Origin of the sequence: Pseudomonas sp. PDM25, assembly GCF_019219045.1 — a bacterium.
Classification (GTDB): Bacteria; Pseudomonadota; Gammaproteobacteria; order Pseudomonadales; family Pseudomonadaceae; genus Aquipseudomonas.
The window spans coordinates 1-22,440 of sequence record NZ_JAHUWL010000005.1 but is presented as its reverse complement, the minus strand read 5'-3'; the positions used below and the strand labels follow the sequence as shown (position 1 = coordinate 22,440).

Genomic DNA, 22,440 nt, shown 5'->3' with positions numbered 1-22,440 from the left:
TCGAACTTGCTTGACGCGTCAATGAAAACGCCGCGATCAACTGATCGCGGCGTCGGCCTTCATACGAATGACATTGGCGGCGCTGGCTGAGCCATCGAGCCAAAAGGACAACTCTGCGTATTGCTTGAACAAATCCGGCGGCAGGATCGTGCGCCGCGATTGCAGCTCGACCTTGGGTTTGACTTTGTGCAGGCCGGAGACGCCGAGGGCTTGATCGAACTCTGGCGCATCGTAGGCGAGGTTGTTGAAGTCATGCTCGAACCACGGCTCGCCAATGAAGTCGTAGACCAGCCGCATGACCCGATCGGGGGCCTGGGTCAGCAAGTCGTAATCGACAATCAGCAATGAGTCGGCGTGTTCGCCGTAATAGGCTTCCTTGAGCGCTGCCCAGGCAAACCCCACCAGACGATTGCGCTGCGCCAGGGTTTCGCAACGGCTGTAGACCGTGTTGCGCTCGACCGCGTCGCCGAACAGCTTGGTATTTTCAAAGGGGTTGGCGCGATACAAACGCTCGATGCTGTCCATGACCCAGGCGACATTGCGCACGCAGGCAATGACCTTGGCTTGCGGGAACAGATCGCTGATGGCCGGCAGGCGCGAGCTCCATAACCGATTGGTGTCGAACACCACCGGTTTGTCGGCCTTGTCGGCGTAGAAGGAGTCGAACAGTCCGCGAAGCAAACGGCGGCGCAGATCGGTATCGATCACCGCACCGAACTCGCTGCCGGCGCTGCACTGTTCCAGAACACCGGAAAACAGGGCGCCAACGGGGCTGGTCATGCCGGCATGAAAGCGCGGGTTCTGCAAAAGGATCGCAGAAAGTAGGGTCGAACCTGAGCGCGGCAAGCCGGAAATAAAATGGAACTGTGACAATCCCTTCACCCTGATCAGAAATCCTTTATCTACGACGGAGCGTAGACCATGAACAGCCTTATGGGTAATGGTGTTTTGATATCAAATCGAAATTAATCGTCTGAAAAACGCGATTTTGGTTACAGGCTCAATGCAACACGAACAAGCGCGCGTTGGCACCACCCGCCTGTGTTTCGCCAACTTTCTGCCAGCCTGCGGGCAACGGCGCGAATTCGTCCGGCACATCGACGGTACCGATCAACCACACTCGGCCAGTGCCTTTGGGCAAATCGCCGAGGTTGTCGAGGTAAATGTCCTGGGTCACCAGCGTGCCGAAACCATAAGCATTCGGCCGGCTCGAAGCGCCATTGGCCAACGGCGGGGTGTACAGCAGCGGTTTGGCGTCGGTGCGGTTGTAATAGACGTAACTGAGGTACCAGAGCAAGTCGCTGGTGACGATCCGGTCACCGGCAACGAAGTGCTGATTCACGTAGTCGACCATGACGCTGATCTGATCGTTGGTATCGACCGTGGCGTTGTTGTTCAGGCCCACCAGTTCGACACCGACAAACAACACCAACACCGTCAACGCCAACACCCGGAAGACCGCGTACAGGCGATCGATGGCCAATGCGGCAATCATCGGCAGGCCGAGGGCATACGCGGTGAGGTAACGCTCGATGAACACCGGCGAGATGAACGACACCAAAAACACCAGCAACAACGGCAAAACGGTGTAGATCACCACCAACGCACTGCCACGAATCACACTGCGATCCCGCGCCAGCGCCACCCACACCAAGGCCAGCGACGCCAAAGGCAACGTGATGAACATCGGTGCAGTCAGGGACTCGCCATCGTCCTGGATCAGGAACGACCAGATCATCGAAGGCAACGAGGCGAACGTCACCGGTGTCTCCCACCCCACATCGCCATTGGCTTTGAGTAGATCCATGTGTTGAATCAGATCGATCAGGCTGGGCACCCACGGCAAGTACACCAACACAATCGCCACGTTCGCCCACCACCAGCCGGGCTGCTGGATATGCCGCAAACGATAGCCAGGCTGTACGCGGATCAGCCCCAGATACAGCCAGTGACACAGCACGCACAGGGCGGTGAAGTAATGGGTGTAGAACGCCGCACTCATCAGCAGTGCGTAAATCACCAGATAGCGCTTACGTCCGGGGTGTTTGATCCAGTAGACCAGGGCAATCGTGGCACCGATCAGCCACAGCCCCAGCAACGAATACATGCGCACTTCCTGGCTGTAACGCACGGCGGTAGGCAGCAGCGCCAACAGGACACCGGCCAACAACGCGGCGCGGCGAGTGGCGAGCAAGTCCACCAGCCAGACGCCCAACGCCACGGTGGCAATCCCCGGTAGCGCACTCAGGCTTCGAATCGAAAAAATGCCATCGCCGAACAGCTCGATCCAGCCATGCAGCAGCATGAAATACAGCGGCGGATGCACATCATGGGCGGCATGCACCCAGATCCCGGCCAGCGAATACTGGCTCAGCAGCAGACTGGAACCTTCATCGCCCCATATAGCCGCCGCTGTCAGGTCATAAAAACGTACCAGCGCGGCCAATGCCAGGATCGGCAGCAGCCAATGTTCGCGCACCCATCGCAGCAAGCGCTGAACACTCGCCCAGGCGCCGGGTGCCGCGTGGGAGCCTTGGGTGCCGTCAACCGGCGTTTCTCTTCGCGCCTCCATTGCCCCCCCTCGAGACTGCCGGTGAAAAATCTTGAAGCTTGCAATCACTGTAGGACAGCGACAGCACCGTCGTCGATGCTGGCTTTGCGACCAACGACATTCGGCAGCCATACGGATCCGGGTCTACGCTCTGGCGTGGCGTGACCCAGCCTCGGAGATGAAAGGAATCGGCTGTTCGCAACGATCTGCCCGGGGGCCCGGGCCACCCGCGTGGCGCGCCAGACAACTAACCCTGAGGGATGAGGAACTATGGAAGTATTCATGGGCACTGTTCAGTCTTTCGCCTTTAACTTTGCCCCCAACGGCTGGGCCCTGTGCAACGGCCAGACACTGGGGATCTCGCAATACCAGGCGCTTTTCTCACTGCTGGGAACCTACTATGGAGGCAATGGCACCACCAATTTCATGCTACCCAACCTGCAAGGCCGTCTGCCGATGGCACAGGGCAACGGCCTGGGCCTGACCCCGCGCGTCATCGGTGAATTCTCCGGGACCGAGAACGTTACCGCCACCATCACCAACCTGCCCAATCACACCCACGCCTTGTCCGGGCTCACGGCCGCCACCACCCTGCAACTGGCCAGCCCGGCGAGCAACCCGGTCACCAACCCGACCGCGACCAACTCGTACATCGGTGCCTCGGGCGGCGGCCCGGGTTCGGCGAGCATCTACTCCGACGCGCAAGGCGCTTCAGCCGTGCCACTCAAAGGCGTGGCCACCACGGTCACGGGAGAAATCTCGTCCGCCGGTAACGGCCTGCCCATGGATACGATGAACCCCTTCCTGGTGCTCAACTTCAGCATCGCCTTGAACGGGTTGTTCCCTTCGCGCAACTGAGGAGCCGCCGGGGGATTCAAATCCCCCGGCCACTTTCAATTCTGGAGTGACACCATGCTGCAACAGGTTCAAAGCCAACACTTTCAGGCGCTGCTGGGCAAGACGGGGACGCTGCGACTGCCGGATGGAAGTGAATTGCCGATCCATATCGACAGCCTTGAAGAAACACCCCGCTCGCGGATGCCCAACAACGAGCGCATGCCATTCAGTGTCGAGTTCAACAGCTTGAAACCCACAGAGTTTGTCGATGGGTTATGTACGCTGGAATTGCCGGAACTGGGTCAGGTGGAAAACATCTTTGTCTCCCGGGTGCCGGCCATGGGCCGTGACCCGGGCGTGGGGTATTTCTACATCGCATTCAACTGAACGCATGAAGATCACAATGTGGGAGCGGGCTTGCTCCGGGCGGCGTTCCGACGAATGCGGTGGATCATTCAAAGTTGATGTTGAATGTGATGACGCCTTCGCGAGCAAGCCCGCTCCCACAGGGTCGGCGGCGGGCTCAGCCCTGCGGATACCACACCAACCGCTCCGCTGCCGGGTTGCGCTCTTCGACCTGAAACCCCAGCGCCAGGTAATGCTGGCGCGCGTGGGGATTGTTGGCCCAAACCACCGTCGCTACCGGGCAACGAACCTGTTGCGCGGCTTTTTGCACACCTTGCAGCACCTTGCGGCCATAGCCCTGGCCGCGAGCCTGGGGAATGAACGCCAGGTACAACACACGAATTTCATTCGGACCAAAATCGGTGGTCAGCGCACCGATGGCCGTGTCGAGCTTCTCGATCACGTAATGCATAGCGTTGGGGAAGCGTTCACCCAGCCCTTGTTCCTGCACTCGAAATTGCTGGGCCACCACCTGCTCAACCACCTCTTGCTCACCATCGATCCATTGCAGATCCGGCCGCGCCGACTGATAGAGGCTGTGCAGAAAAGCCCCATCGCTGGCCCGTGAAGGTCGAACCACCAAGCCATCGGCCGCCACTGAATCGGTATTCGCCATCGTTGCTCTCCCTAAAAACCGCTTTCCCTTACGCCCAGCGCCGCCAGACGCCGCCAGGCGACACCCAGCAACGACTCGCCGCGCCCCTGCAGCACCACAATGCCGCGCAAGGGTTGCACCGGCGTCGGTACCTCTTCGAGGACGCTCAACCGCGCCCCATATTGAGCCTGTACCGGCTCCGCTCTTTGATGCTGATCCCGGCGCACGGCAATCGGCCCATGGTGATCGGAGGTCAACGCTTCCTGATCGACAAATTCCGCGCCGTTGGTGTCGATTTCGCTCAGTTGCACGGCGATCGCCGGGTGCATCGGATCGTCGGCGATGAAGCGTCCGCTGGCGCCCGTGGCGACGCGCCAGAGCTCGACTTCGGCCAGATAACCACGCAACCGCGCGCCGTCTTCGACCACCCGCGCCAGCGGATCTTTGCTCGACAACCAGCGACCGACTGCCAACTGCGGCAACAGATCGCGCACCTTGCCCGCGTGGGGCGCCCGCAGCAGCAGGCGCTCACGCTGGGCGGCCAGGCCTCGGTATTCGGCGACCGCTTCGGCCAGGCGCTGTTCGACGATACCGGCGTCGGCGGCGGTTTCACTGCGGCTGGCCTGGCGGCGCATCTGCAACTGCTGGATCTGGATTTCGCGACGGACGATGGCCTGGCGCGAATCCAGGTCCGGGGATTCCAGTTCGATTAGCACCTGGCCCTGGGTAACCGCTTCACCATCGTGAACATTCACCGTTTTGACCCGCGCCGCGACGGGCGCGTGCAAGGCACTGGCGCGGCCCGCCTCCAGCATCGTCGGCAACTCCACGGCGCTGCGCCACGGTACGACCAGCATCAGCAACAGCCCAAGCAAGGCCAGGCCACTGAGCAGCACCCGAGGCGCATGCGCCTGTTCGCGGCGCGTCCACCATTGCCGCCACTCATTCATGATCGGCAGGAAGATGAACCACACCAGCTCCACCAGCATCAGGAAAATCCCCAACACCTTGAAGAACAGGTGGTAGACCGCCAGCGCAATTCCGAAAAACAACGCGGCGCGCCACAGCCACGAACCGTAACCCCAGATCAGCAAACGCCGTTGCATCTTCGGCGACCAGGGCTCCGGCGCTGGCGCACCGTAACCGAATAAAAACTCACGCAAGCGCCAGCGACAAAGGGCAAACGCACGCCCTTGAAGGTTGTCGACTTGCCAATAGTCGCTGAGCAAAAAATAGCCATCAAAGCGCATGAACGGGTTGAGATTGATCACCAACGTGGTCATCCAGGTAGCACTGGCGAGCATGAAAGCCGCCGTGCGTCCGGGACCGTCTGGCAGCAGCGACCAGGCGAGCAGCGCGAGGCTCGCCAAAAGCAATTCCGCCAGCACGCCACCGGCGCCAATCAGCAGCCGCGCACGGCGATCATTGACCCGCCAGGCGTCGCTGACATCGGTGTAAAACATCGGCAGCAACACCATGAACGCCACGCCCATGCTCTGCACTCGACAACCGGCGCGCTTGGCCATGAAAGCGTGACCGAACTCGTGGCAGAGCTTGGCGAAGAACAGCGCCACGCCGAACGCCAGCGCGCCACCGAGGCTGAACAAATGCGGGAAGGTCGCGATAAAGCGCTGCCAGTCCCGGGACACCAGAAACACGCCGAGCCCCAGGGTTGCTGGCAATCCGTAGCGTAATGCTCGCGGGCCGAAGCGCTCCAGCCATGGCCAGGCGCGATTGAGAAAAGCGTCCGGGCGCCACAGCGGAATACGGAAAAACAGGTATTGGTGCAGCAAGATCTGCCACAGCGACTGGCGTTGAGCGGCCGCTTTGAGGCTGTAACTGGCGCGCTGTTGCGGATCGAGGGCGGTGATCAGGTCGTGGCTGCGCAGAAAGCCCAGCAATTGCTCAAGCTCCGCGCTATCGAGCGGCAAACCTGGCTCGCGGTTGGCGGCACGCAGCACCTGTTCGGGATCACCCAAGGACCAATGGCGCAGCAGGCGCATCGCCGCCACGCCGAGTTTGAAGTATCGACCGCGCACCGGATCGGCCAGGGTCCAGCGCGGCGAGCCATCGAGCGCCGGTGATGCAGGCGTCAGCTGCAAATCTGCGCGCAGGTTCGGCAGGCTCATCTAAAGCCCCACGCTCTGGCGTAAACCGGCCAGGGGTTTACGTAACAGGTACAGCGCCAGCGGCGCACGGTCACCGAAGACTTTCGCCGTCCCGCGCAACCCGATACGTGGTGGCGTCTGCTGGAAACTGGCGTCGAGCCGATAAGCCAGCTGACCGCCGGCCGTGGGTTGTGCTTCATAAGCTGCGCGTTCGAGCCGGGCCAGATGCCGTTGCAACGGATCACTGTCGAGAAACAGCGCGACCTGCGCGCCCGGCTCCAGCGCAATCGCATCGCCCACCGCCAGTTCGATGCGCAACTCAGCCTGGGTCGGATCGGCGATTTCCATCAGCCGCTCGCCGGTCTGCACCGGTTTACCGGTCCAACGTTCCGCGTCGGCGAATACCGCAATACCGCCCCGTTCGGCGCGTACTTCGCTGCGCTTGAGCAGTTCGCGGGCGTAATCCCTTTCAGCGCGCTTTTGCTCGACTCGCGCGGCCAGCAGATCGATTCGCGAGCTCGATTCAGCATCAGCGAACGAGCGCTGGGAATTAGCCTTGAGCTCAGCTTCAGCAACGCCCAAGGCGCGCTCGGCCACGTCGGCCTGGGCCCTGAGCGTGGTGCTTTCAAAGCGCAACAACAGGTCGCCGGCTTTCACCGTCTGATTGGGTTTGACCAGGAATTCGGCGATCACCCCGTCCAGCGGCGCCGCAACGACTCGACCGCCCAGCGGAACGACTTCGGCCGGAGCCAGCACCGATTGGCGCACCGGAATCAGCAGCCCGAGCAACACCACCGCGACCAGCGCCACCTGCCGCTTTCGCGTCCAGCGCAGCCGCCACGGTTTGCGCGGTTGCTGCGCCAGCCAGGCATGGCTGTAGGTGTCACCCAATTGCGACAGCAACACTTGCTCGGAAGGATTCCACGGCAGATCCCGCGCCAGCCACAGACCGCCAAACACCTCACCTTGGTGATCGATCAGTGGCAGCCAGAACACCTGAGCCGCGCAAAGACTTTGCCAGTCCGCCTGAATCGATTCGCCCAGAACATTCGCCGGAATCACCCGCGCCTGTTTCAGCACCTCGAGCTTGAACAACTGCGCCACGGCTTGCTCGACAAACGCCACGAACGGCGCATTGGGTTCCACCGCACTGACGCCCGTCACGGCCTGTACCTTGCCGGCGATCAACAGCGCCGCGTGGCGAAAGCCGAACAGCGCCTGACCGTCATTGACCAGGCTGTAGGCCAGTTGCGCAGGCGTGCGAGCAGCGCGGGTCAGGCGTTCGAGATCCAGAAACCTTGCGAACACTTGTTCAGCGCCACCTGTGACCGGAGCGTTCACTTGAACTCCGCGAAACGTGCCGTGCCACTCATGCCGGCCAGCAAACCGTTGGCGTTGGGAAGCGTCGCCACCAGCAGCAAGGTCTGACTGCCTTCATCAATCCGCGCGCCGAGGCGTTTGACCGTGGCATCCAGTGGCTGACCGGTTTCATCGGGAACAAAACTGAAGGTCTGGCCAGGCTTGAGCCGGGCCATCCAGCGTGACGGCACCAGCAGATGAATTTCCAGGGTGCGGTTGTCGACCACGTCCAGTAACGGCGTACCGGCAGCGACGCTTTCATAACGCTTGACCTTGCGCTCGACGACCTGACCATCGAACGGCGCCAGCACGCTGCAGCGTTTGACCTGAACCTGATAAACCTGGGATTGCGCCTGAGTCTCGCTGACCTTGGCCTCGGCCCGCGCCACTTCAAAACGCCCGACCGAATTCAACGCCGCCAACTGCTTGTTGTGGGACAGCTCTTCACCGGCGCCACGGCTGGCAGCCTGGGCCGCATTGAGCTGGGCCTGATAAGCCGAACAATCAAAACGCGCCAGGATGTCGCCCTTCTTGAACGACTCGCCCTCACTGAACGGCAACTCGACAATACGCCCGGACAACTCACTGGCGAGCACCGCCTGATCCCGGGCACGCAGCACACCACGGGCCTCGCTGCTGGCGTTTGCACTGGCGCTGCTGTCCAGCAGCGGATCATCGGGCGCAGACGTTTGCGCCTGTACTACGCACGTTACAAAGGTCAATCCAATAACCCACAAACAAACACGCCGCATAACCGTAACTCCCTGACGGATGAGCGGAGTCTATGACAGCGTGGGTGGACGTCAAGCGGATGGGTGTCATTGGATAGAAATGTGATGTTTCAAAAAGGACAAAATTTTCAGAGCGCTGAATTGTTCTTCCCGTCATGACGGTGTGGGGTACTTTCGGCGGCTCGCCCATCAATAGGCTCAAGGCGTTGATCAGTTGCGACTGGCGCTGCTCCAGCGCCGGCAGACGCGATTCAATGGCCGCTACCTGGGCGGCGGCTTCGGCGACATCCAGATCGGTGGCGACACCCGGCCGATGTGTTGGCTGGTCTGGCCCCTTCGCGAGCAAGCCCGCTCCCACAGGGTTCTTTGTCGTACGGAAAATGTGCATCCATTGAAGATCCTTGTGGGAGCGGGCTTGCTCGCGAAGGGGCCAGATCAAATACCACAGAATCTAGCGCTGCATTCCCCAACGCTTCACCGTCACCCGCTCCAGCGTGCTGAACACCAGATTTTCCACCAGCAAACCGATCAGGATTACCACCGCCAACCCGGCAAACACCTTGTCGGTGTACAGCTCGTTGCGGTTCTGGAAGATGTACCAGCCCAAGCCGCCCTTGCCGCTGGTGGCGCCGAACACCAATTCAGCGGCGATCAGCGTGCGCCAGGCGAAGGCCCAGCCGATTTTCAGCCCGGCGAGAATCGATGGCAGCGCTGCCGGGATCAGGATGAACAGCACGAAACGCATGCCCTTGAGGCCGTAATTGCGCCCGGCCATGCGCAGGGTTTCCGACACACCGAGGAACCCGGCATACGTGTTCAACGCCAAGGCCCACAGCACTGAATGCACCAACACGAAAATCAGACTGTTCTGCCCCAGGCCGAACCACAGCAGCGCCAACGGCAACAGCGCAATCGCCGGCAGTGGGTTGAACATCGAGGTCAACGTACTCAGCAGGTCGCGGCCGAACTGCGTCGACACCGCCAACGTGGTCAGGGCAAACGCCAGGACGATGCCGATCAGGTAACCCTTGAGCAACACCACCAGCGAAATCCACACCTTGCCCAGCAACTCGCCGCTGAGCAAACCTTCATACAGCGCGCTCCCGGTTTGCAGAAAACTCGGCAGCAGCAGGTCGTTGTCCTGAACGCGGGCAACCACCTCCCACAGGACCGCGAACAAAATCAGGATCAGGCTTTTACGTAACCAGCCTTGTTGCCACAGGCGCTGACCGAGCGGTAATACACGCTCCAGCGGCACGCTCGTCAGCGGCTGCAACACCGTTTCAAACTCTTCACGCGGGGATGATAAAAGGCTCATCGGGCACTCCTCTCAATGGCTCAATAAGCGATGCGGATGTCGGAGAAATCCAGCTCACGGCTGGTTTCCGGGGACTGACCTTCATCGAACAACAACCGATGAATACGCCGCGCCGACTCCTGAAAAGCCACGCCGCCGAGGCTGTGCAAGTCGTATTGATGGCTGTGGACTTCTGCTCGCACTCGCCCCGGATGCGGTGACAGCAGCAGGATTCGATTGCCCACCACCAACGCTTCCTCGATGGAGTGCGTGACGAACAGCAGCGTGAAGCGCACCTCTTCCCAGAGCAGCAGCAATTCTTCCTGCATCTTGCGGCGGGTCAGTGCATCGAGGGCGGCGAAGGGTTCGTCCATCAAGAGGATTTTCGGCTGCATGGCCAGTGCACGAGCAATCGCCACCCGCGCCTTCATGCCGCCGGACAAGGTATGCGGATAGGCATCGGCAAACGCCGCCAGACCGACCTTGTCCAGATAGTGCAGCGCCCGCTCCTCGGCTTCTTTGCGCTTGAGGGTTTTCGAGGCCAGCAGCGCAAACATCACGTTCTGTTTGACGGTTTTCCACGGCGGCAGTTGATCGAATTCCTGGAATACCACGATCCGGTCCGGCCCCGGGGCATGAACGGTTTGCCCCTGGAGACGAATTTCCCCCTCACACGGCTGGATGAACCCGGCGACCGCCTTGAGCAACGTTGATTTTCCGCAACCGGACGGACCGAGCAGCACAAAGCGGTCCGCCGGATCGATTTCAAAACTGACCTGATGGGTCGCACGAACCACCCGCTGAGGCGTGCGGTATTCGAGGCTGACATTGTCGACCGACAGCAGCGCTTGGGCTGCCGCGATCGGTTTGCTGACCGTGTGGCCTTGCAAAGGGGCGTTCATCTCGGTCAGCTCCCTTGCAGCGGTTTGGCGTCCTGGAAGAAGTAGTCCTTCCACGAATCCGGCTTGTTTTTGATTGCGCCGACGCGGTAGAGGAACTCGGCCAGCGGGTAAGTATTTTTCGGCGTGACGCTGAATTCGAACTGCGGGTTATCGATGATCTTCAGCAGCGCAGCGCGGTCGATTTTGGCCTTGGTGACGCGGATGTACGTGTCCGCCGCTGCGCCTTTATCGTTCTGGGCAAACTCGGCCGCCTCAGTCAGCGCCTGGACGAACGCCTGATAGGTTTTCGGGTTCTCGTCGCGGAATTTCTCGGTAGCGAACAGCACCGTCGGCGAGTTCGGGCCGAGCACGTCATTGGAGTTCAGCACCACGTGGACGTTAGGGTTGGCCAGCTCTTGATCCTGGAACGGCGGGTTGGAAAAGTGCCCGGTCAACTCGGTGCCGCCGGCAATCAGCGCCGCCGTGGCGTCGGGGTGCGGAACGGCGATGGTGAACTTGTCGAGGCGATTGAATTCCTTGTCGCCCCACTGCTTGGCAGCCGCGTATTGCAGGATGCGCGACTGCACCGACACGCCGACCGCCGGCACCGCGATGCGGTCCTTCTCGGTGAAGTCGGCGATGGTTTTGACCTTGGGATTGTTGCTCACCAGGTAGTACGGGAAGTTGCCGAGGGAAGCCACGGCTTTGACGTTTTGCTTGCCGTGGGTGCGGTCCCAGATGGTCAGCAGCGGACCGACACCCGCACCGGCAATATCAATGGAACCGGAGAGCAACGCATCGTTGACCGCCGCACCGCCGGAGAGCTGCGTCCAGTCGACCTTGATGTCGATGCCTTCCTGCTTGCCGTACTTCTCGATCAGGTTCTGATCGCGCACCACGTTGAGCAACAGATAAACAATGCCGAACTGCTCGGCGATACGGATTTCACCTTCGGCGTGGGCCACGGTCGGCGCCACCAGAGTGCCGGCGATCAGGCTGAAACCCAGGCCGATGGCCGCGGCCAGCGGTGCAAAGGGAAGACGTTTGGACATGAGTGTTTCTCCGACAAATCAGAAAGGCGCGTCGCCCTGGATGGTGGTGCGATACAACTTGCGGCGCAGGTAGCTTGGGCATCCGGCGGCGAGATGAATCAGCGAACGGTTGTCCCAGAACACCAGGTCGTGGGCCTGCCATTGATGGCGGTAGATGTTTTGCGGCAGCACGCTGTGGGCGTAGAGCTCGTCGAGCAGTTGCTTGCTCTCGTCTTCTGGCAAACCAACGATGCGGGTGGTGAAACCCTCGCTGACAAACAATGCCTTGCGGCCGTTTTCCGGGTGAGTCCGAACGATCGGGTGGACCACTTCAGCCACCTGAGCCAGTTGCTCGGGCGTCAGCGTCGGGCGCCAGTTACCTTCGAATTTGGTCTCGCTGTAACGCGCCGTGTAGGAGTGCGCGGCCGAGCGACCTTCGACGGCTTTGCGCAGCGCTTCGGGCAGGTTGTCCCAGGCTTTGTGCATGTCGGCGAACAGCGTATCGCCGCCCTCGGACGGCAGCTCCTGGGCGTGCAGCATCGAACCCAGGCTTGGCAGTTCTTTATAGGAAAGGTCGGAATGCCAGAACTTGCCAGCGTCACCGAGGCCGATGGATTGGCCGTTTTCGATGATGTTGGAAACGATGAGGATTTCCGGGTGCCCGGCCAGCAGGAATTGCTTGAGCACGTGGATCTGCAACACACCAAAGCGGCGGCTGAAGGCAATGTGTTGCTCGGGGGTAATGCGCTGATCGCGGAACACCACGACGTGATGATCCAGGTGCGCGCGGTGGATGCGGGCGAAGTCCTGATCATTGATCGGGCGGGACAGGTCGAGGCCGATGATTTCGGCACCGACGGCGCCACTGAACGGGCGGATGTCGAAGGTTTGCGGCGCGATGTTCGCGGCGCTTGGGGAAGCCGTTGCTGCAGACATAAATCACTCCCACGCACGGCACGCTCAAGGGCGCGCGCGTCGATCAAGAAACTCACGGAGGTTCCGTGTTGGTTCGTGTCGTGCGGCGCGCCGATTGGTCGGCAGGTACGCAGGAAAATGACTTTATAGATATAAGAACTGAAATTTAAATACCGTTAGCGAATAACGATATGGCATTTGGCGTGCTCAGGCGAACGCATGGCGTTTTTCCAGCCAACAACCCAAATCCTCCGCCGCCAAGGGTCTGGAGATCAGGAATCCTTGCGCGATCCGGTAACCCTGATTTTGCAGAATTCGCTGTTGCTCCAATGTCTCGATCCCCTCGGCCACTACTCTTAATTGCAAACTTTCGCCGATGCGAATGACGGCCTCGCTCAGTGCCTGACTGGTTGCGTCACTTTCCAGATCATGCACAAAACTACGATCAAGCTTAAGTTCCTGGATCGGCAAACGCCGCAAGTAACTCAGGCTGGAATAACCCGTGCCGAAATCATCCATCGCCAGGCTGATACCCAGGGCATGCACCTCTTCAATTGTGGTCAGGGTGTCTGGGTTAGAGTCCATCAGAACACTTTCGGTAATCTCCAGCGTCAGGTCCTTTGCCTGCAAACCGTGTTGTTCAAGTGTCCTGGCGATGATGCTCGACAGATTGCGATTATGGAAATTGGTCGGCGACATGTTCACCGACACGGTCGGCACCCGCAGCCCTTGCTGCCGCCACGTCGCCAATTGACGGCAGGCTTCACGCAATACCCATAAGCCGAACTCACCGATCAAGCCGCATTCTTCCGCCAGCGGAATAAAACACGCGGGCGAGACTTCCCCTAATTGAGGATGAGTCCATCGCGCGAGTGCCTCGATGCCATAAAGCTCGGATCCGCCAAGGTCGATCTGCGGCTGATAAACCAAATGCAGGGCTTCGCCATCAATGGCTTCACGTAAAGCTGCCTCCAGACGCAAACGCCCCTGGGCCAGTTGATCCAATCCGTCGCTGAAAAAACAGACACTCCCGCGGCCGCTGGTCTTGGCTTGATACATCGCCATATCGGCACGATGCAGCAACACCTCCATCGTACGACCGTCATCCGGAAACATACTGACGCCGATACTCACCGACGGTTTGAGGGTCACGCCTGAGATCTGGCACGGAGCGCTCAGTTGCCCTCTCATCTGTTCTATCAAGTCGGTGGCATGCGCCAACGTGCACTGCGGCAGGACCAGAACGAACTCATCACCTGATAGCCGGCTGACAATATCGCTTCCCCGCCGACGTTCGGACAATCGATGAGCAATGACGCGCAAGAACTCATCCCCGGCGGGGTGTCCAAGGGAGTCGTTGACCTGCTTGAATCGATCCAGATCGATAAACACCACAGCCAGACTCGAATGATGCCGCGAAGCTTGAGCAATGGCCTGTTCCGCCCGGGCATGCAACAAGTTGCGATTGGCCAACCCCGTCAGGTCGTCATAGAACGCCAATTGGCGTATGTGCAGGCGCGACTCCTCACGCTCCAACGCCAGGGCGCACAAATGGATGCACGCATCGACCAACAAATAGTGAAGTGGGCTCGGCTCGCGCGATTCGCGGAAATAGAACGCGAACGTGCCCAACACTCGCCCGTCGCTGGATTTTATCGGTGTTGACCAACAGGCCTTCAAACCGAGCGGCAGCGCCAGATCACGGAATTGCTCCCAGAACGGGTGAGAAGCGATATCGCTGACCATGACCGATTCGCCACTGAACGCCGCAGCCCCGCAAGAACCGGCCCCAGGCCCGATTGCCGTCCCATCCAGCGCCTTGGAATAAGCGGCCGGAAGTCCAGGGGCCGCCAACGTATGCAGTAACCCCTGCCCATCGACCCGCAATATCGTCGCAATCACTTCCGGCGCAATTCTCTGCACTTCCGCACACGCCAGGTTCATCAAGGTTACCAGCGACTCTTCACGAACCATCGCTTCCAACATTTTATGGCGCAGTACTTCATGCATCCGTGTGTGGGTCACATCAATCATCACACTCACGGTATTGGTCAGTTGCCCGTGAGGGTCGTGAACCGGGTAGGTGGTGACGTTACACCACACGCGTTGGCCGCCCCGGTCATAACCGAATTCCTGCCCATGATAAGCATCATTCTTGACGAGCTGACGGCGGATCGCTGCAATGCGCGAAGGCGTGAAGTACGGCGCCAACACTTCGGTTGGCGTCCTGCCGACAACTTCTTGCGCGCTGTAACCGAACATTTGCGTGAAGCCATCGTTGACGTAAATGATCGCTCCTGACGCGTCAGTAATGATGATCGCGTTCTCGGTGGTATCGACCACCAATGACAACAGGTACAAGCGGCGCTGCTCTTCATGTTGCCGGGTAATGTCTTTGATAAACGCGGCGTAGAGGATCTGCCCCTGAGTGTCGATCCTGGAAATGGACATTGACCCCCATCGCCGGGAGCCGTCCTTGCACTCGATCAACACATCGCGACTGGTGCCGACGATTTTGTTGATGCCGGTACGGCGGTTCGCTTCGATATAACCGTCGTGCAGGGGGCGAATCAGTTTCGGGACCAGTTGCTCGACATTTCGGCCCAAGACCTCGTCACGGCCGTATCCCCAGAGCTTTTCCGAGGCCTCATTAAACAAAATGATCCGGTTTTGACTGTCGATGACCACGACACTGTCAACGCTTTGCTCCAGGGTCTGGATGAAGACTTGCGAGAGATCCTTACGGTTCGACATGGCGGTGATCTACTGAATGGGAAGCGATGAAGGGCTGGGATCCTTCCCAAATATCAGGCGCTCGGCGAGGCAAACCCAGCCGATTTCCGTATGCGGTCGAGTAATCGAAATGAGGGGTCAATAACTGGCTGGATGAAATCGCAACGGCCCGCAGAAAGGGTTGAAGCGTGCAGCAGGATGTTGCGAAGACATTTGAAATATCTGCATGCGGCCTGTCTCTTTATTAGTAGAAGTATCGGTCTTATGCCGATATCAATATGCCGCTACTGCGCCTTTGCATGCTTGATTCAAATCAATGGGCAAGTCGAAAAGGGATATGACTTTTTCACAAACGACGCCATTTGGCGCCGCTTGCTCGCGAAAAAGGGCCATCAACCCCAGACAGAAATCACCGCTCGTGCAACGCCTCGGCCCGCGCACGAATAATCGGCTTGAGCAGGTAGCTGAGCACAGTCTTCTTGCCAGTAATGATGTCCACCGAAGCCACCATCCCCGGGATGATCAGCAATGGCTTTTCATCCGTCCCCAGGTGACTGCGATCGGTGCGTAGCTTGATGATGTAGTAGGTGGTTTTCTTGTCTTCGTCGGTGATGGTGTCAGCACCGATCTGCTCAAGCTTGGCCTTCAGCCCCCCATAAATGGTGTAGTCGTAAGCCGTGAACTTCACCGTCGCTTCCTGCCCCGGATGCAGGAAGGCAATGTCTTGCGGGCGAACTTTCGCTTCTACCAGCAAGGTGTCGTCCAGCGGCACGATTTCCACCAGGTCGCTGCCCGGCTGGATCACACCGCCGATGGTATTGACCAGCAACTTGTTGACGATGCCGCGCACCGGCGAGGTGACCAGCGTCCGGCTGACCCGATCTTCCAGCGCCTTGCCGGTGGCCTGGGCCTTGTTCAGATCAGTGCGTGCTTCATTGAGTTGAGTCAGTGCTTCACTGCGGAATTTGCCACGAGTCTCGTCGATCTTGCGCTGCACTTCCTTGATCGCCGATTGGGCGCGAGGAATGGCCAGGGTGGTCGCGTCCAGTTGCCCGCGGGTTTCAACCTCGGCGCGCTTGAGTCGCAACACTTCAACCGGCGATACCGCGCCCTGGGCCACCAACGGCTCGGACATGTTGATTTCCTGACGCTGCAACGCGAGACCGCTACGGTACTGCGACTGTTTGGAGGTGAACTCGCGCAGCTCTTGCTGACGCTGGATCAACTGCTCCTCCAAACCGCCAATTTCATCGTGCAACTGCTGGCGGCGGCTGATGTACAGCGACTCTTCGCTGGCTGCCTGACCGGGCACGGCCTTGAGCACATCCGCCGGGAAATTCAGCGGACGGTCATCGACTTCCGCGCTCAAGCGCTCGACTCGCAGCAGCATCGACAGCCGATCGGCCTCGGTTTCGCCAACGTTGGAGGCGAATCGCGTGTCGTCCAGGCGAATCAGCGGTGCGCCGGCCTCGACGATCTGCCCTTCGGTCACGAACAACTCGGAGACGATACCGCCCTCAAGGTTCTGGATTTTCTGGATCTTGGACGAGGGAATCGCCTTGCCGTCGCCCTTGGTGACTTCGTCGATCACGGCGAAGTTGGCCCAGAGCAGCAGGAACACGAAGAAGCCGATGATCGCCCAGATGGTCAGCCGCACCACACGTGGGGCGTCTTCGATCAGCGCTTTGTTGACCTCGGGAAGTGGCTGGCCATGCAGCGAATCGGAGCCTTTGAAATAACGGCCGATCGAATTCTTGAAACCCGACTTAAGCAACACTGATCTGCCCCTTCTTCAACGCTTCCATCACCGCGGCTTTCGGGCCGTCGGCGAGTATCTGCCCGCGGTCGATGACGATCAGACGATCCACCAGCGACAACAGCGAAGCCCGGTGCGTTACCAGCACCACGGTTTTGTTTTCAACCACCGCCGCGAGGCGTTGCTTGAGGCGTTCTTCGCCGGTGTTGTCCATGGCGCTGGTCGGTTCGTCGAGCAGCAGGATCGGCGGGTTGAGCAGCAACGCACGGGCCAGGGCGACGTTCTGGCGCTGACCGCCCGACAGGTTCTGCCCACGCTCGCCGACTTGCAGTTCATAACCCTGTGGGTGCAGACGGGCGAATTCGTGGACACCGGCCAGCTCGGCCGCTTGCAGCACCATTTCGTCTTCGACATAGCGCGCGCCCGACACCAGGTTGTCGCGCAGGGTCCCGGCCAGCAACTGGATGTCCTGGGCCACGTAGCCAATGTTGTGGCGCAACTCGCTGACGTCGATCTGACGGATATCGACGCCATCCACCAACAGGGCGCCATCGTCAGGCTGGTAAAGGCCTACGAGCAATTTGGCCAGGGAGCTTTTCCCCGAGCCGCTGCGACCGATGATGCCGATCTTCTCGCCAGGCTTGATGATCAGGTTGATGTTCTTCAGCGCTGCGTTCTGTTGGTTCGGGTAGGTGAAGTTCATCTGCCGGCATTCGATGGCCCCTTGCAGCACATTGCGGCTCAGTGGGCGTTCATCGAAGTTGCGCTCTTGCGGCAGCTCCATCATCTGATCGACCGAGGTCATGGTTACCCGCGCTTGCTGGTAACGCGTCAGCAGGCCAGACAGCGAGGCCAGCGGGCTGAGTGCGCGGCCACTGAGCATGTAGCAGGCGATCAAACCGCCCATGCTCAGGTGACCGTCGATGATCTGGTACACGCCGAAGACGATCATGATCACCCCGGCCAGTTGCTGGATCAGCAAGGTGATGTTCATCGCCAGACCGGAGAGCATTTTCACCCGCAGCTCGAGGCGGCTGAGGGTGCCGATGGTTTGCTCCCACTGATATTGGCGTTCGCTTTCGGCGTTGTTGACCTTTACTGCATCGAGACCGGCGAGGGTTTCGATCAGGCTCGACTGCCGCTCGGCGCCCAGGGCCATGGTTCGCTCCATGGTCGCCACCAGCGGCTTCTGCAAGGCATAGCCGATCAGCAGGGCAATCGGGAACGCCAGCACCGGAATCCACACCAGATGCCCGCCGAGAATGGCGATGACCATGAAGATCAGCAGCGTAAACGGCAGGTCGATCAGGCTGGTGAGGGTCAGCGAAGCCAGGAAATCGCGCAGGCTCTGAAACTCATGGATGTTCTGGGCGAAGCTGCCGACCCGCGCCGGGCGGTACTTCATGGCCATGCCGACGATGCGCTCGAACAACGTGGCCGAGATGATCAGGTCGGTTTTCTTCCCGGCCAGGTCCAGGCAGAGGCTGCGCAGGCTCTTGAGGATCAGGTCGAACAGGTACGCCCCGGTGATGCCGATGGCCAACACCCACAGGGTCGATTCGGCCTGGTTCGGCACGACGCGGTCGTAGACATTCATCACGAACAGCGGCGCGGCCATGGCAATGATGTTGATCAGGAAGCTGGCGGCGATGGCGTCGGCGTACAGCCAGCGCGAACGCTTGAGGGTGTCGCGGAACCACGAGCGAGCGCGCGGAATCAGCGTGCCGTGATTGACGTCGAATTTGTGCTGGGGTTGAGCGAAGAACACTTTGCCGATGTAGTCATCGGCCAGCAGTTCGCGGCTGACGACACTTTCGCCACCATCGCTTTCGCTGAGCAGCAGGCGCGCCTGGTCGTCACCGTGCCAACCAATAAGGACGGCACTGCGACCATCCTTGAGCAGCAACAGCGCCGGCATGGCAATCGCCGGGATCTGCTCCAGTTTGCGCACCAGCACCCGCCCTTGCAGGCCGGCGCGAGCGGCTGCGCGGGGCAGCAGTTCAACAGTCAGGCGCTGCTTGGGCAACGGCAGGCCGGTGGTCAACATCGCGGCGCTGGCCGGCTTCTGATGCAGGATGCAAAGAGCCAGCAAGCCGTCCAGTAACGGATCGTCGTGCAGCGCGCGTGGATCATGAATGAGTTGAACTCGACTGACTTCTGATTCCACGCTCGGCACTCTTGGCTAACAATTGAACAATGAAGGTTCTGCTCAGTTCAGACCTGGCAGTTGAACCTTGGGCTTCACGTCGTTTTGCACAACGGATGCCAACGGTGCGACCACTCCCTGGCTTTTGAGCAACTCGCCCATGGTCGCCTTGATTCGGTATTGAGTAAATAACTGAATGTTCTTGATCTCCGCCAGACGACGAGAAGCCGAGAATAGCTCGTTTTCACTGTCGAGCAGGTCGAGCAAGGTGCGCTCACCGAGACTGAACTGCCTCTGATAGGCGGTGCGCACGCGGGTGCTGTGATCGACATATTGCTGGGCGATCGGCACTTGGGCATTGGCGTTGTTCAAGGCATTCCAGGCCAGGCCCAAATCTTCGTTCAACACGCGCAAGGCGTTGTTGCGAATATCCAGTGCCTGGTTGGACAGGTAAGACTTGGCTTCGAGATCAGCCTTGTTGCTGCCGCCGGAATACAGATTGAAGCGCATGCGCAACATGGCCTGCCATTCATTGCTGTGACCGTTCTGGCCGTCGATATCGTTGTCGGCAGTGCGACCCAATTCGGCATCGAAGCGCGGGTAGAAGGTCGACTTGGCGGCTGCGTACTGTTTCTCGGCAGCGGCAATGTCGGATTCGGCGGAACGCAGGATCGGGCTGTTTTCCAGCATCTGCGCCCGGGCTTCATTCAGGCTGGCCGGCAACAGCGCCATGAAATCGGAAGGACGCTCCAGTTGATCGGGCATCTGGCCAACGGCGCTGAGGAAGTTGGTCTCGGCGTCAGCCAGGTTGGTCTGTTCGGTAATCAGGTTGTTGCGGGCCTGGGCCATACGCGCTTCGGCTTGATCGAGGTCGGCGCCGCTGCCCACGCCACGCTGGGTGCGCAACTTGATCTGGTCGAAAGTCCGTTCGTGGTTCTTCAGGTTATCGGTCGCCAGACGCACGAACTCACGGCGGGTCAGTACGTCGAGGTACACCTGAGCGACAGTGAGCGCGGTGCGTTCGGAGGTGCCCAGCAAGGAGTAAGCGCGGGAATTAACGGTGGCTTGTTGACGCCCCACTTCACTCGACGTCGCAAAACCGTCGAAAACCATTTGCGACAACCGCACGCTCGACTCGCTGCGATTCAGGTTTTCCCAGTGATTGTTGTTGCCGGCGGCACGTGTGGTGACGTTGTCAGTGCCTTCGCGACCATAGCCGCCCAGCAGATCGACCCGAGGGAGGTATCCACCTTTTGCGGCCTTTAACTGATAATCCGCGGCCAATCGACTATTAACGCCTGCCTGGATCTCCGGATGGACATCCAGTGCCTGTTGCATGGCTTCCGGAAGGGACTGCGCCTGAACGAAACTGGCGGCAAGGGCGAAGGGTAAAGCCTTGAGCAGGTGCAAACGCATGGTTGGAATTTCCAGGATTTACTTGTCTTGAGTCACTGCAGATCGTGCCGCTGCATCGGATGATGACATCCGGAATGACCGTATGTCGGAAAGTTGCATTTTGGAACTGCATCACACTCTCTGGCACGGGCCAGCACTTAAATATCAATGTGACATTACGGAGGGGAGTGTTTAGGATGGCGTGCACAAGGTCAATAGTTTGGCATAAAGTTTATATCGAAAAAATATAGCCAATTTATTGACTAATACCCGCGTCAAAGTTGTGCCTCTAATCTTGAAAGAACGTCCAGACTGTATGGCAAACACGCCGCCAGGTTCATGGAAGTCAAACTGAATGCGACACCCGGAGAGTCTTATGAGCAGTGTTGTGGCCATCGTCAAAAGCATTGTCGGTCAGGTTTTCGCGGTGTCCCCAGAGGGCATTCGACGCGTACTCGTTGAAGGCGATCGGTTGTTTGTCGGCGATCAAGTAGACACCGGCGCAGCGGGCGCCGTTACGCTTGAGCTGGCTGACGGCCGAACCCTGGACCTGGGCCGCGACACTCAGTGGAGCGGCAGCGCGCCGGATTCCAGCGCTGACCTTGCCCAAGCCACTGAACAAGCCGCGCCATCGGTTAAAGAGCTGCAGCAAGCCATCGTTGCCGGCGCCGACCCGACCACCGATCTTGAAGCCACTGCGGCCGGCCCGACGGCTGCCGGCACAGGCGGCGCGGCAGGTGGCGGCCACAGCTTCGTGATGCTGGATGCAACCGCTGGCCGGGTCGACCCGACTATTGGCTTCCCAACCAACGGTCCTGATTCCGCTGCCACAGCCACCACACTCAATATCGGCAATCAGAACACCACGGCCACCAACGCTCCGGGCGTACTGACCGCGGATACTGGCACACAGGCCGAAGACAGCGTCGCGACCGGCAATGTACTGAACAACGATAGCGATGCCGACACGCCACTCAGCGTCGCCAGCTTCACCGTCGCCGGCATGGCCGGCAGTTTCACCGCAGGCCAGACGGCGACCATCGTCGGCGTCGGTTCGTTGACCATCGGCACCAATGGCGACTACAGCTTTACTCCGGACGCCAACTACAACGGTGCCGTGCCGCAAGTCAGCTACACCACCAACACCGGCTTGACCAGCACGCTGGATCTCACCGTGACGGCGGTCGATGATCCGGGCGTTTTGACTGCAGACACACAAACCATCGCAGAAGACACCCCTGCGATCGGCAATGTGCTGAGTAACGACAGCGACATAGACAACGTCCTGAGCGTGTCCACCTTCAGCATCGCCGGCGTCAATGGCACCTTCACAGCCGGCCAAGTTGCAACGATCGCCGGCGTTGGCACAGTGACTATCGCCGCCAATGGCGACTACAGCTTCACCCCGGACACCAACTACAACGGTGCCGTGCCGCAAGTCAGCTACACCACCAACACTGGCTCCACCAGCACCCTGGACCTGAACGTCACCCCGGTCGACGACGCGAGCGTGCTGACCGCCGATGCTCAAACCATCGCCGAAGACACCGTTGCAGCCGGCAACGTGCTGACTAATGACAGCGATGTCGATAACACCCTGAGTGTCGCGACCTTTACCGTCGCTGGCGTGACCGGCAGCTTCACCGCCGGCCAAGTTGCAACGATCGCCGGCGTTGGCACAGTGACGATCGCTGCCAACG

Annotated in this window: 18 protein-coding genes; 3 read left to right on the top strand and 15 right to left on the bottom strand. The window is 59.8% G+C overall.

What is annotated here, in order from left to right; genetic code table 11:
* Positions 1 to 36: 36 nt before the first annotated feature.
* Both KW848_RS10485 and KW848_RS10480 read right to left on the bottom strand, forming a co-directional pair.
* On the bottom strand, positions 37 to 882 hold the full coding sequence (locus tag KW848_RS10485; protein ID WP_033053006.1) for a sulfotransferase: 846 nt from the start codon (positions 880 to 882) through the stop codon (positions 37 to 39).
* A gap of 118 nt (positions 883 to 1,000) precedes the next feature.
* Positions 1,001 to 2,572 carry a glycosyltransferase family 39 protein gene (locus KW848_RS10480; RefSeq protein ID WP_218536760.1) on the bottom strand — a complete coding sequence of 524 codons (1,572 nt, stop codon included), beginning with the start codon at positions 2,570 to 2,572 and terminating at the stop codon, positions 1,001 to 1,003.
* A 249-nt stretch (positions 2,573 to 2,821) separates the two neighbouring features.
* On the opposite strand from KW848_RS10480, the gene KW848_RS10475 reads away from it, so the two are divergent.
* Both KW848_RS10475 and KW848_RS10470 read left to right on the top strand, forming a co-directional pair.
* Positions 2,822 to 3,409 (top strand): phage tail protein, encoded by a 588-nt coding sequence (locus KW848_RS10475; RefSeq protein WP_218536759.1) that lies wholly within the window; start codon positions 2,822 to 2,824, stop codon positions 3,407 to 3,409.
* 54 nt (positions 3,410 to 3,463) lie between these two features.
* The gene (locus KW848_RS10470) at positions 3,464 to 3,775 is read left to right on the top strand and encodes a DUF6916 family protein (protein WP_218536758.1); all 312 of its coding nucleotides are present in this window, start codon (positions 3,464 to 3,466) and stop codon (positions 3,773 to 3,775) included.
* Between the two features lie 136 nt (positions 3,776 to 3,911).
* Here KW848_RS10470 and KW848_RS10465 read toward each other — a convergent pair whose 3' ends face one another.
* From KW848_RS10465 to KW848_RS10405, 13 genes are all read right to left on the bottom strand, one after another.
* Positions 3,912 to 4,409, bottom strand: a complete 498-nt coding sequence (locus tag KW848_RS10465; RefSeq protein WP_218536757.1) for a GNAT family N-acetyltransferase — start codon at positions 4,407 to 4,409, stop codon at positions 3,912 to 3,914.
* An 11-nt stretch (positions 4,410 to 4,420) separates the two neighbouring features.
* Complete coding sequence (locus KW848_RS10460; protein ID WP_218536756.1) at positions 4,421 to 6,517, bottom strand: efflux RND transporter periplasmic adaptor subunit; 2,097 nt, start codon at positions 6,515 to 6,517, stop codon at positions 4,421 to 4,423.
* The gene (locus KW848_RS10455; RefSeq protein ID WP_218536755.1) at positions 6,518 to 7,837 is read right to left on the bottom strand and encodes an HlyD family efflux transporter periplasmic adaptor subunit; all 1,320 of its coding nucleotides are present in this window, start codon (positions 7,835 to 7,837) and stop codon (positions 6,518 to 6,520) included. It lies immediately after the preceding gene.
* Positions 7,834 to 8,607, bottom strand: coding sequence for an efflux RND transporter periplasmic adaptor subunit (locus KW848_RS10450; protein ID WP_111449548.1), 774 nt, complete (start codon positions 8,605 to 8,607; stop codon positions 7,834 to 7,836). Before KW848_RS10450 ends, KW848_RS10455 begins: the two co-directional genes overlap by 4 nt.
* The gene (locus tag KW848_RS10445; RefSeq protein WP_111449549.1) at positions 8,528 to 8,974 is read right to left on the bottom strand and encodes a hypothetical protein; all 447 of its coding nucleotides are present in this window, start codon (positions 8,972 to 8,974) and stop codon (positions 8,528 to 8,530) included. Before KW848_RS10445 ends, KW848_RS10450 begins: the two co-directional genes overlap by 80 nt.
* A gap of 63 nt (positions 8,975 to 9,037) precedes the next feature.
* On the bottom strand, positions 9,038 to 9,904 hold the full coding sequence (locus tag KW848_RS10440; RefSeq protein ID WP_218536754.1) for an ABC transporter permease: 867 nt from the start codon (positions 9,902 to 9,904) through the stop codon (positions 9,038 to 9,040).
* 20 nt (positions 9,905 to 9,924) lie between these two features.
* On the bottom strand, positions 9,925 to 10,785 hold the full coding sequence (locus tag KW848_RS10435) for an ABC transporter ATP-binding protein (protein WP_218536753.1): 861 nt from the start codon (positions 10,783 to 10,785) through the stop codon (positions 9,925 to 9,927).
* Positions 10,786 to 10,790: 5 nt separating this feature from the next.
* Complete coding sequence (locus KW848_RS10430; protein ID WP_218536752.1) at positions 10,791 to 11,816, bottom strand: ABC transporter substrate-binding protein; 1,026 nt, start codon at positions 11,814 to 11,816, stop codon at positions 10,791 to 10,793.
* An 18-nt stretch (positions 11,817 to 11,834) separates the two neighbouring features.
* Entirely contained in the window at positions 11,835 to 12,731 is an 897-nt protein-coding gene (locus KW848_RS10425) for a TauD/TfdA family dioxygenase (RefSeq protein WP_192409757.1), read from the bottom strand.
* Between the two features lie 186 nt (positions 12,732 to 12,917).
* Positions 12,918 to 15,464, bottom strand: a complete 2,547-nt coding sequence (locus KW848_RS10420; protein ID WP_218536751.1) for an EAL domain-containing protein — start codon at positions 15,462 to 15,464, stop codon at positions 12,918 to 12,920.
* Between the two features lie 388 nt (positions 15,465 to 15,852).
* Positions 15,853 to 17,220: an HlyD family type I secretion periplasmic adaptor subunit gene (locus KW848_RS10415; protein ID WP_111449555.1), complete on the bottom strand. Its 1,368-nt coding sequence runs from the start codon at positions 17,218 to 17,220 to the stop codon at positions 15,853 to 15,855.
* On the bottom strand, positions 17,210 to 19,366 hold the full coding sequence (locus KW848_RS10410; protein ID WP_111449556.1) for a type I secretion system permease/ATPase: 2,157 nt from the start codon (positions 19,364 to 19,366) through the stop codon (positions 17,210 to 17,212). Before KW848_RS10410 ends, KW848_RS10415 begins: the two co-directional genes overlap by 11 nt.
* A gap of 42 nt (positions 19,367 to 19,408) precedes the next feature.
* Positions 19,409 to 20,761, bottom strand: a complete 1,353-nt coding sequence (locus tag KW848_RS10405; RefSeq protein WP_111449557.1) for a TolC family outer membrane protein — start codon at positions 20,759 to 20,761, stop codon at positions 19,409 to 19,411.
* Between the two features lie 355 nt (positions 20,762 to 21,116).
* On the opposite strand from KW848_RS10405, the gene KW848_RS10400 reads away from it, so the two are divergent.
* Positions 21,117 to 22,440: retention module-containing protein (locus tag KW848_RS10400; protein ID WP_218536750.1), on the top strand; the 1,324-nt coding region annotated here is incomplete at its 3' end.

What these genes read in the sequence shown, in the direction of transcription:
- KW848_RS10480 (WP_218536760.1), bottom strand. Translation starts at nt 2,572, where the DNA reads ATGGAGGCGCGAAGAGAAACGCCGGTTGACGGCACCCAAGGCTCCCAC.
- KW848_RS10475 (WP_218536759.1), top strand. Translation starts at nt 2,822, where the DNA reads ATGGAAGTATTCATGGGCACTGTTCAGTCTTTCGCCTTTAACTTTGCC.
- KW848_RS10470 (WP_218536758.1), top strand. Translation starts at nt 3,464, where the DNA reads ATGCTGCAACAGGTTCAAAGCCAACACTTTCAGGCGCTGCTGGGCAAG.
- KW848_RS10465 (WP_218536757.1), bottom strand. Translation starts at nt 4,409, where the DNA reads ATGGCGAATACCGATTCAGTGGCGGCCGATGGCTTGGTGGTTCGACCT.
- KW848_RS10460 (WP_218536756.1), bottom strand. Translation starts at nt 6,517, where the DNA reads ATGAGCCTGCCGAACCTGCGCGCAGATTTGCAGCTGACGCCTGCATCA.
- KW848_RS10450 (WP_111449548.1), bottom strand. Translation starts at nt 8,607, where the DNA reads ATGCGGCGTGTTTGTTTGTGGGTTATTGGATTGACCTTTGTAACGTGC.
- KW848_RS10445 (WP_111449549.1), bottom strand. Translation starts at nt 8,974, where the DNA reads ATGCACATTTTCCGTACGACAAAGAACCCTGTGGGAGCGGGCTTGCTC.
- KW848_RS10440 (WP_218536754.1), bottom strand. Translation starts at nt 9,904, where the DNA reads ATGAGCCTTTTATCATCCCCGCGTGAAGAGTTTGAAACGGTGTTGCAG.
- KW848_RS10435 (WP_218536753.1), bottom strand. Translation starts at nt 10,785, where the DNA reads ATGAACGCCCCTTTGCAAGGCCACACGGTCAGCAAACCGATCGCGGCA.
- KW848_RS10430 (WP_218536752.1), bottom strand. Translation starts at nt 11,816, where the DNA reads ATGTCCAAACGTCTTCCCTTTGCACCGCTGGCCGCGGCCATCGGCCTG.
- KW848_RS10425 (WP_192409757.1), bottom strand. Translation starts at nt 12,731, where the DNA reads ATGTCTGCAGCAACGGCTTCCCCAAGCGCCGCGAACATCGCGCCGCAA.
- KW848_RS10420 (WP_218536751.1), bottom strand. Translation starts at nt 15,464, where the DNA reads ATGTCGAACCGTAAGGATCTCTCGCAAGTCTTCATCCAGACCCTGGAG.
- KW848_RS10405 (WP_111449557.1), bottom strand. Translation starts at nt 20,761, where the DNA reads ATGCGTTTGCACCTGCTCAAGGCTTTACCCTTCGCCCTTGCCGCCAGT.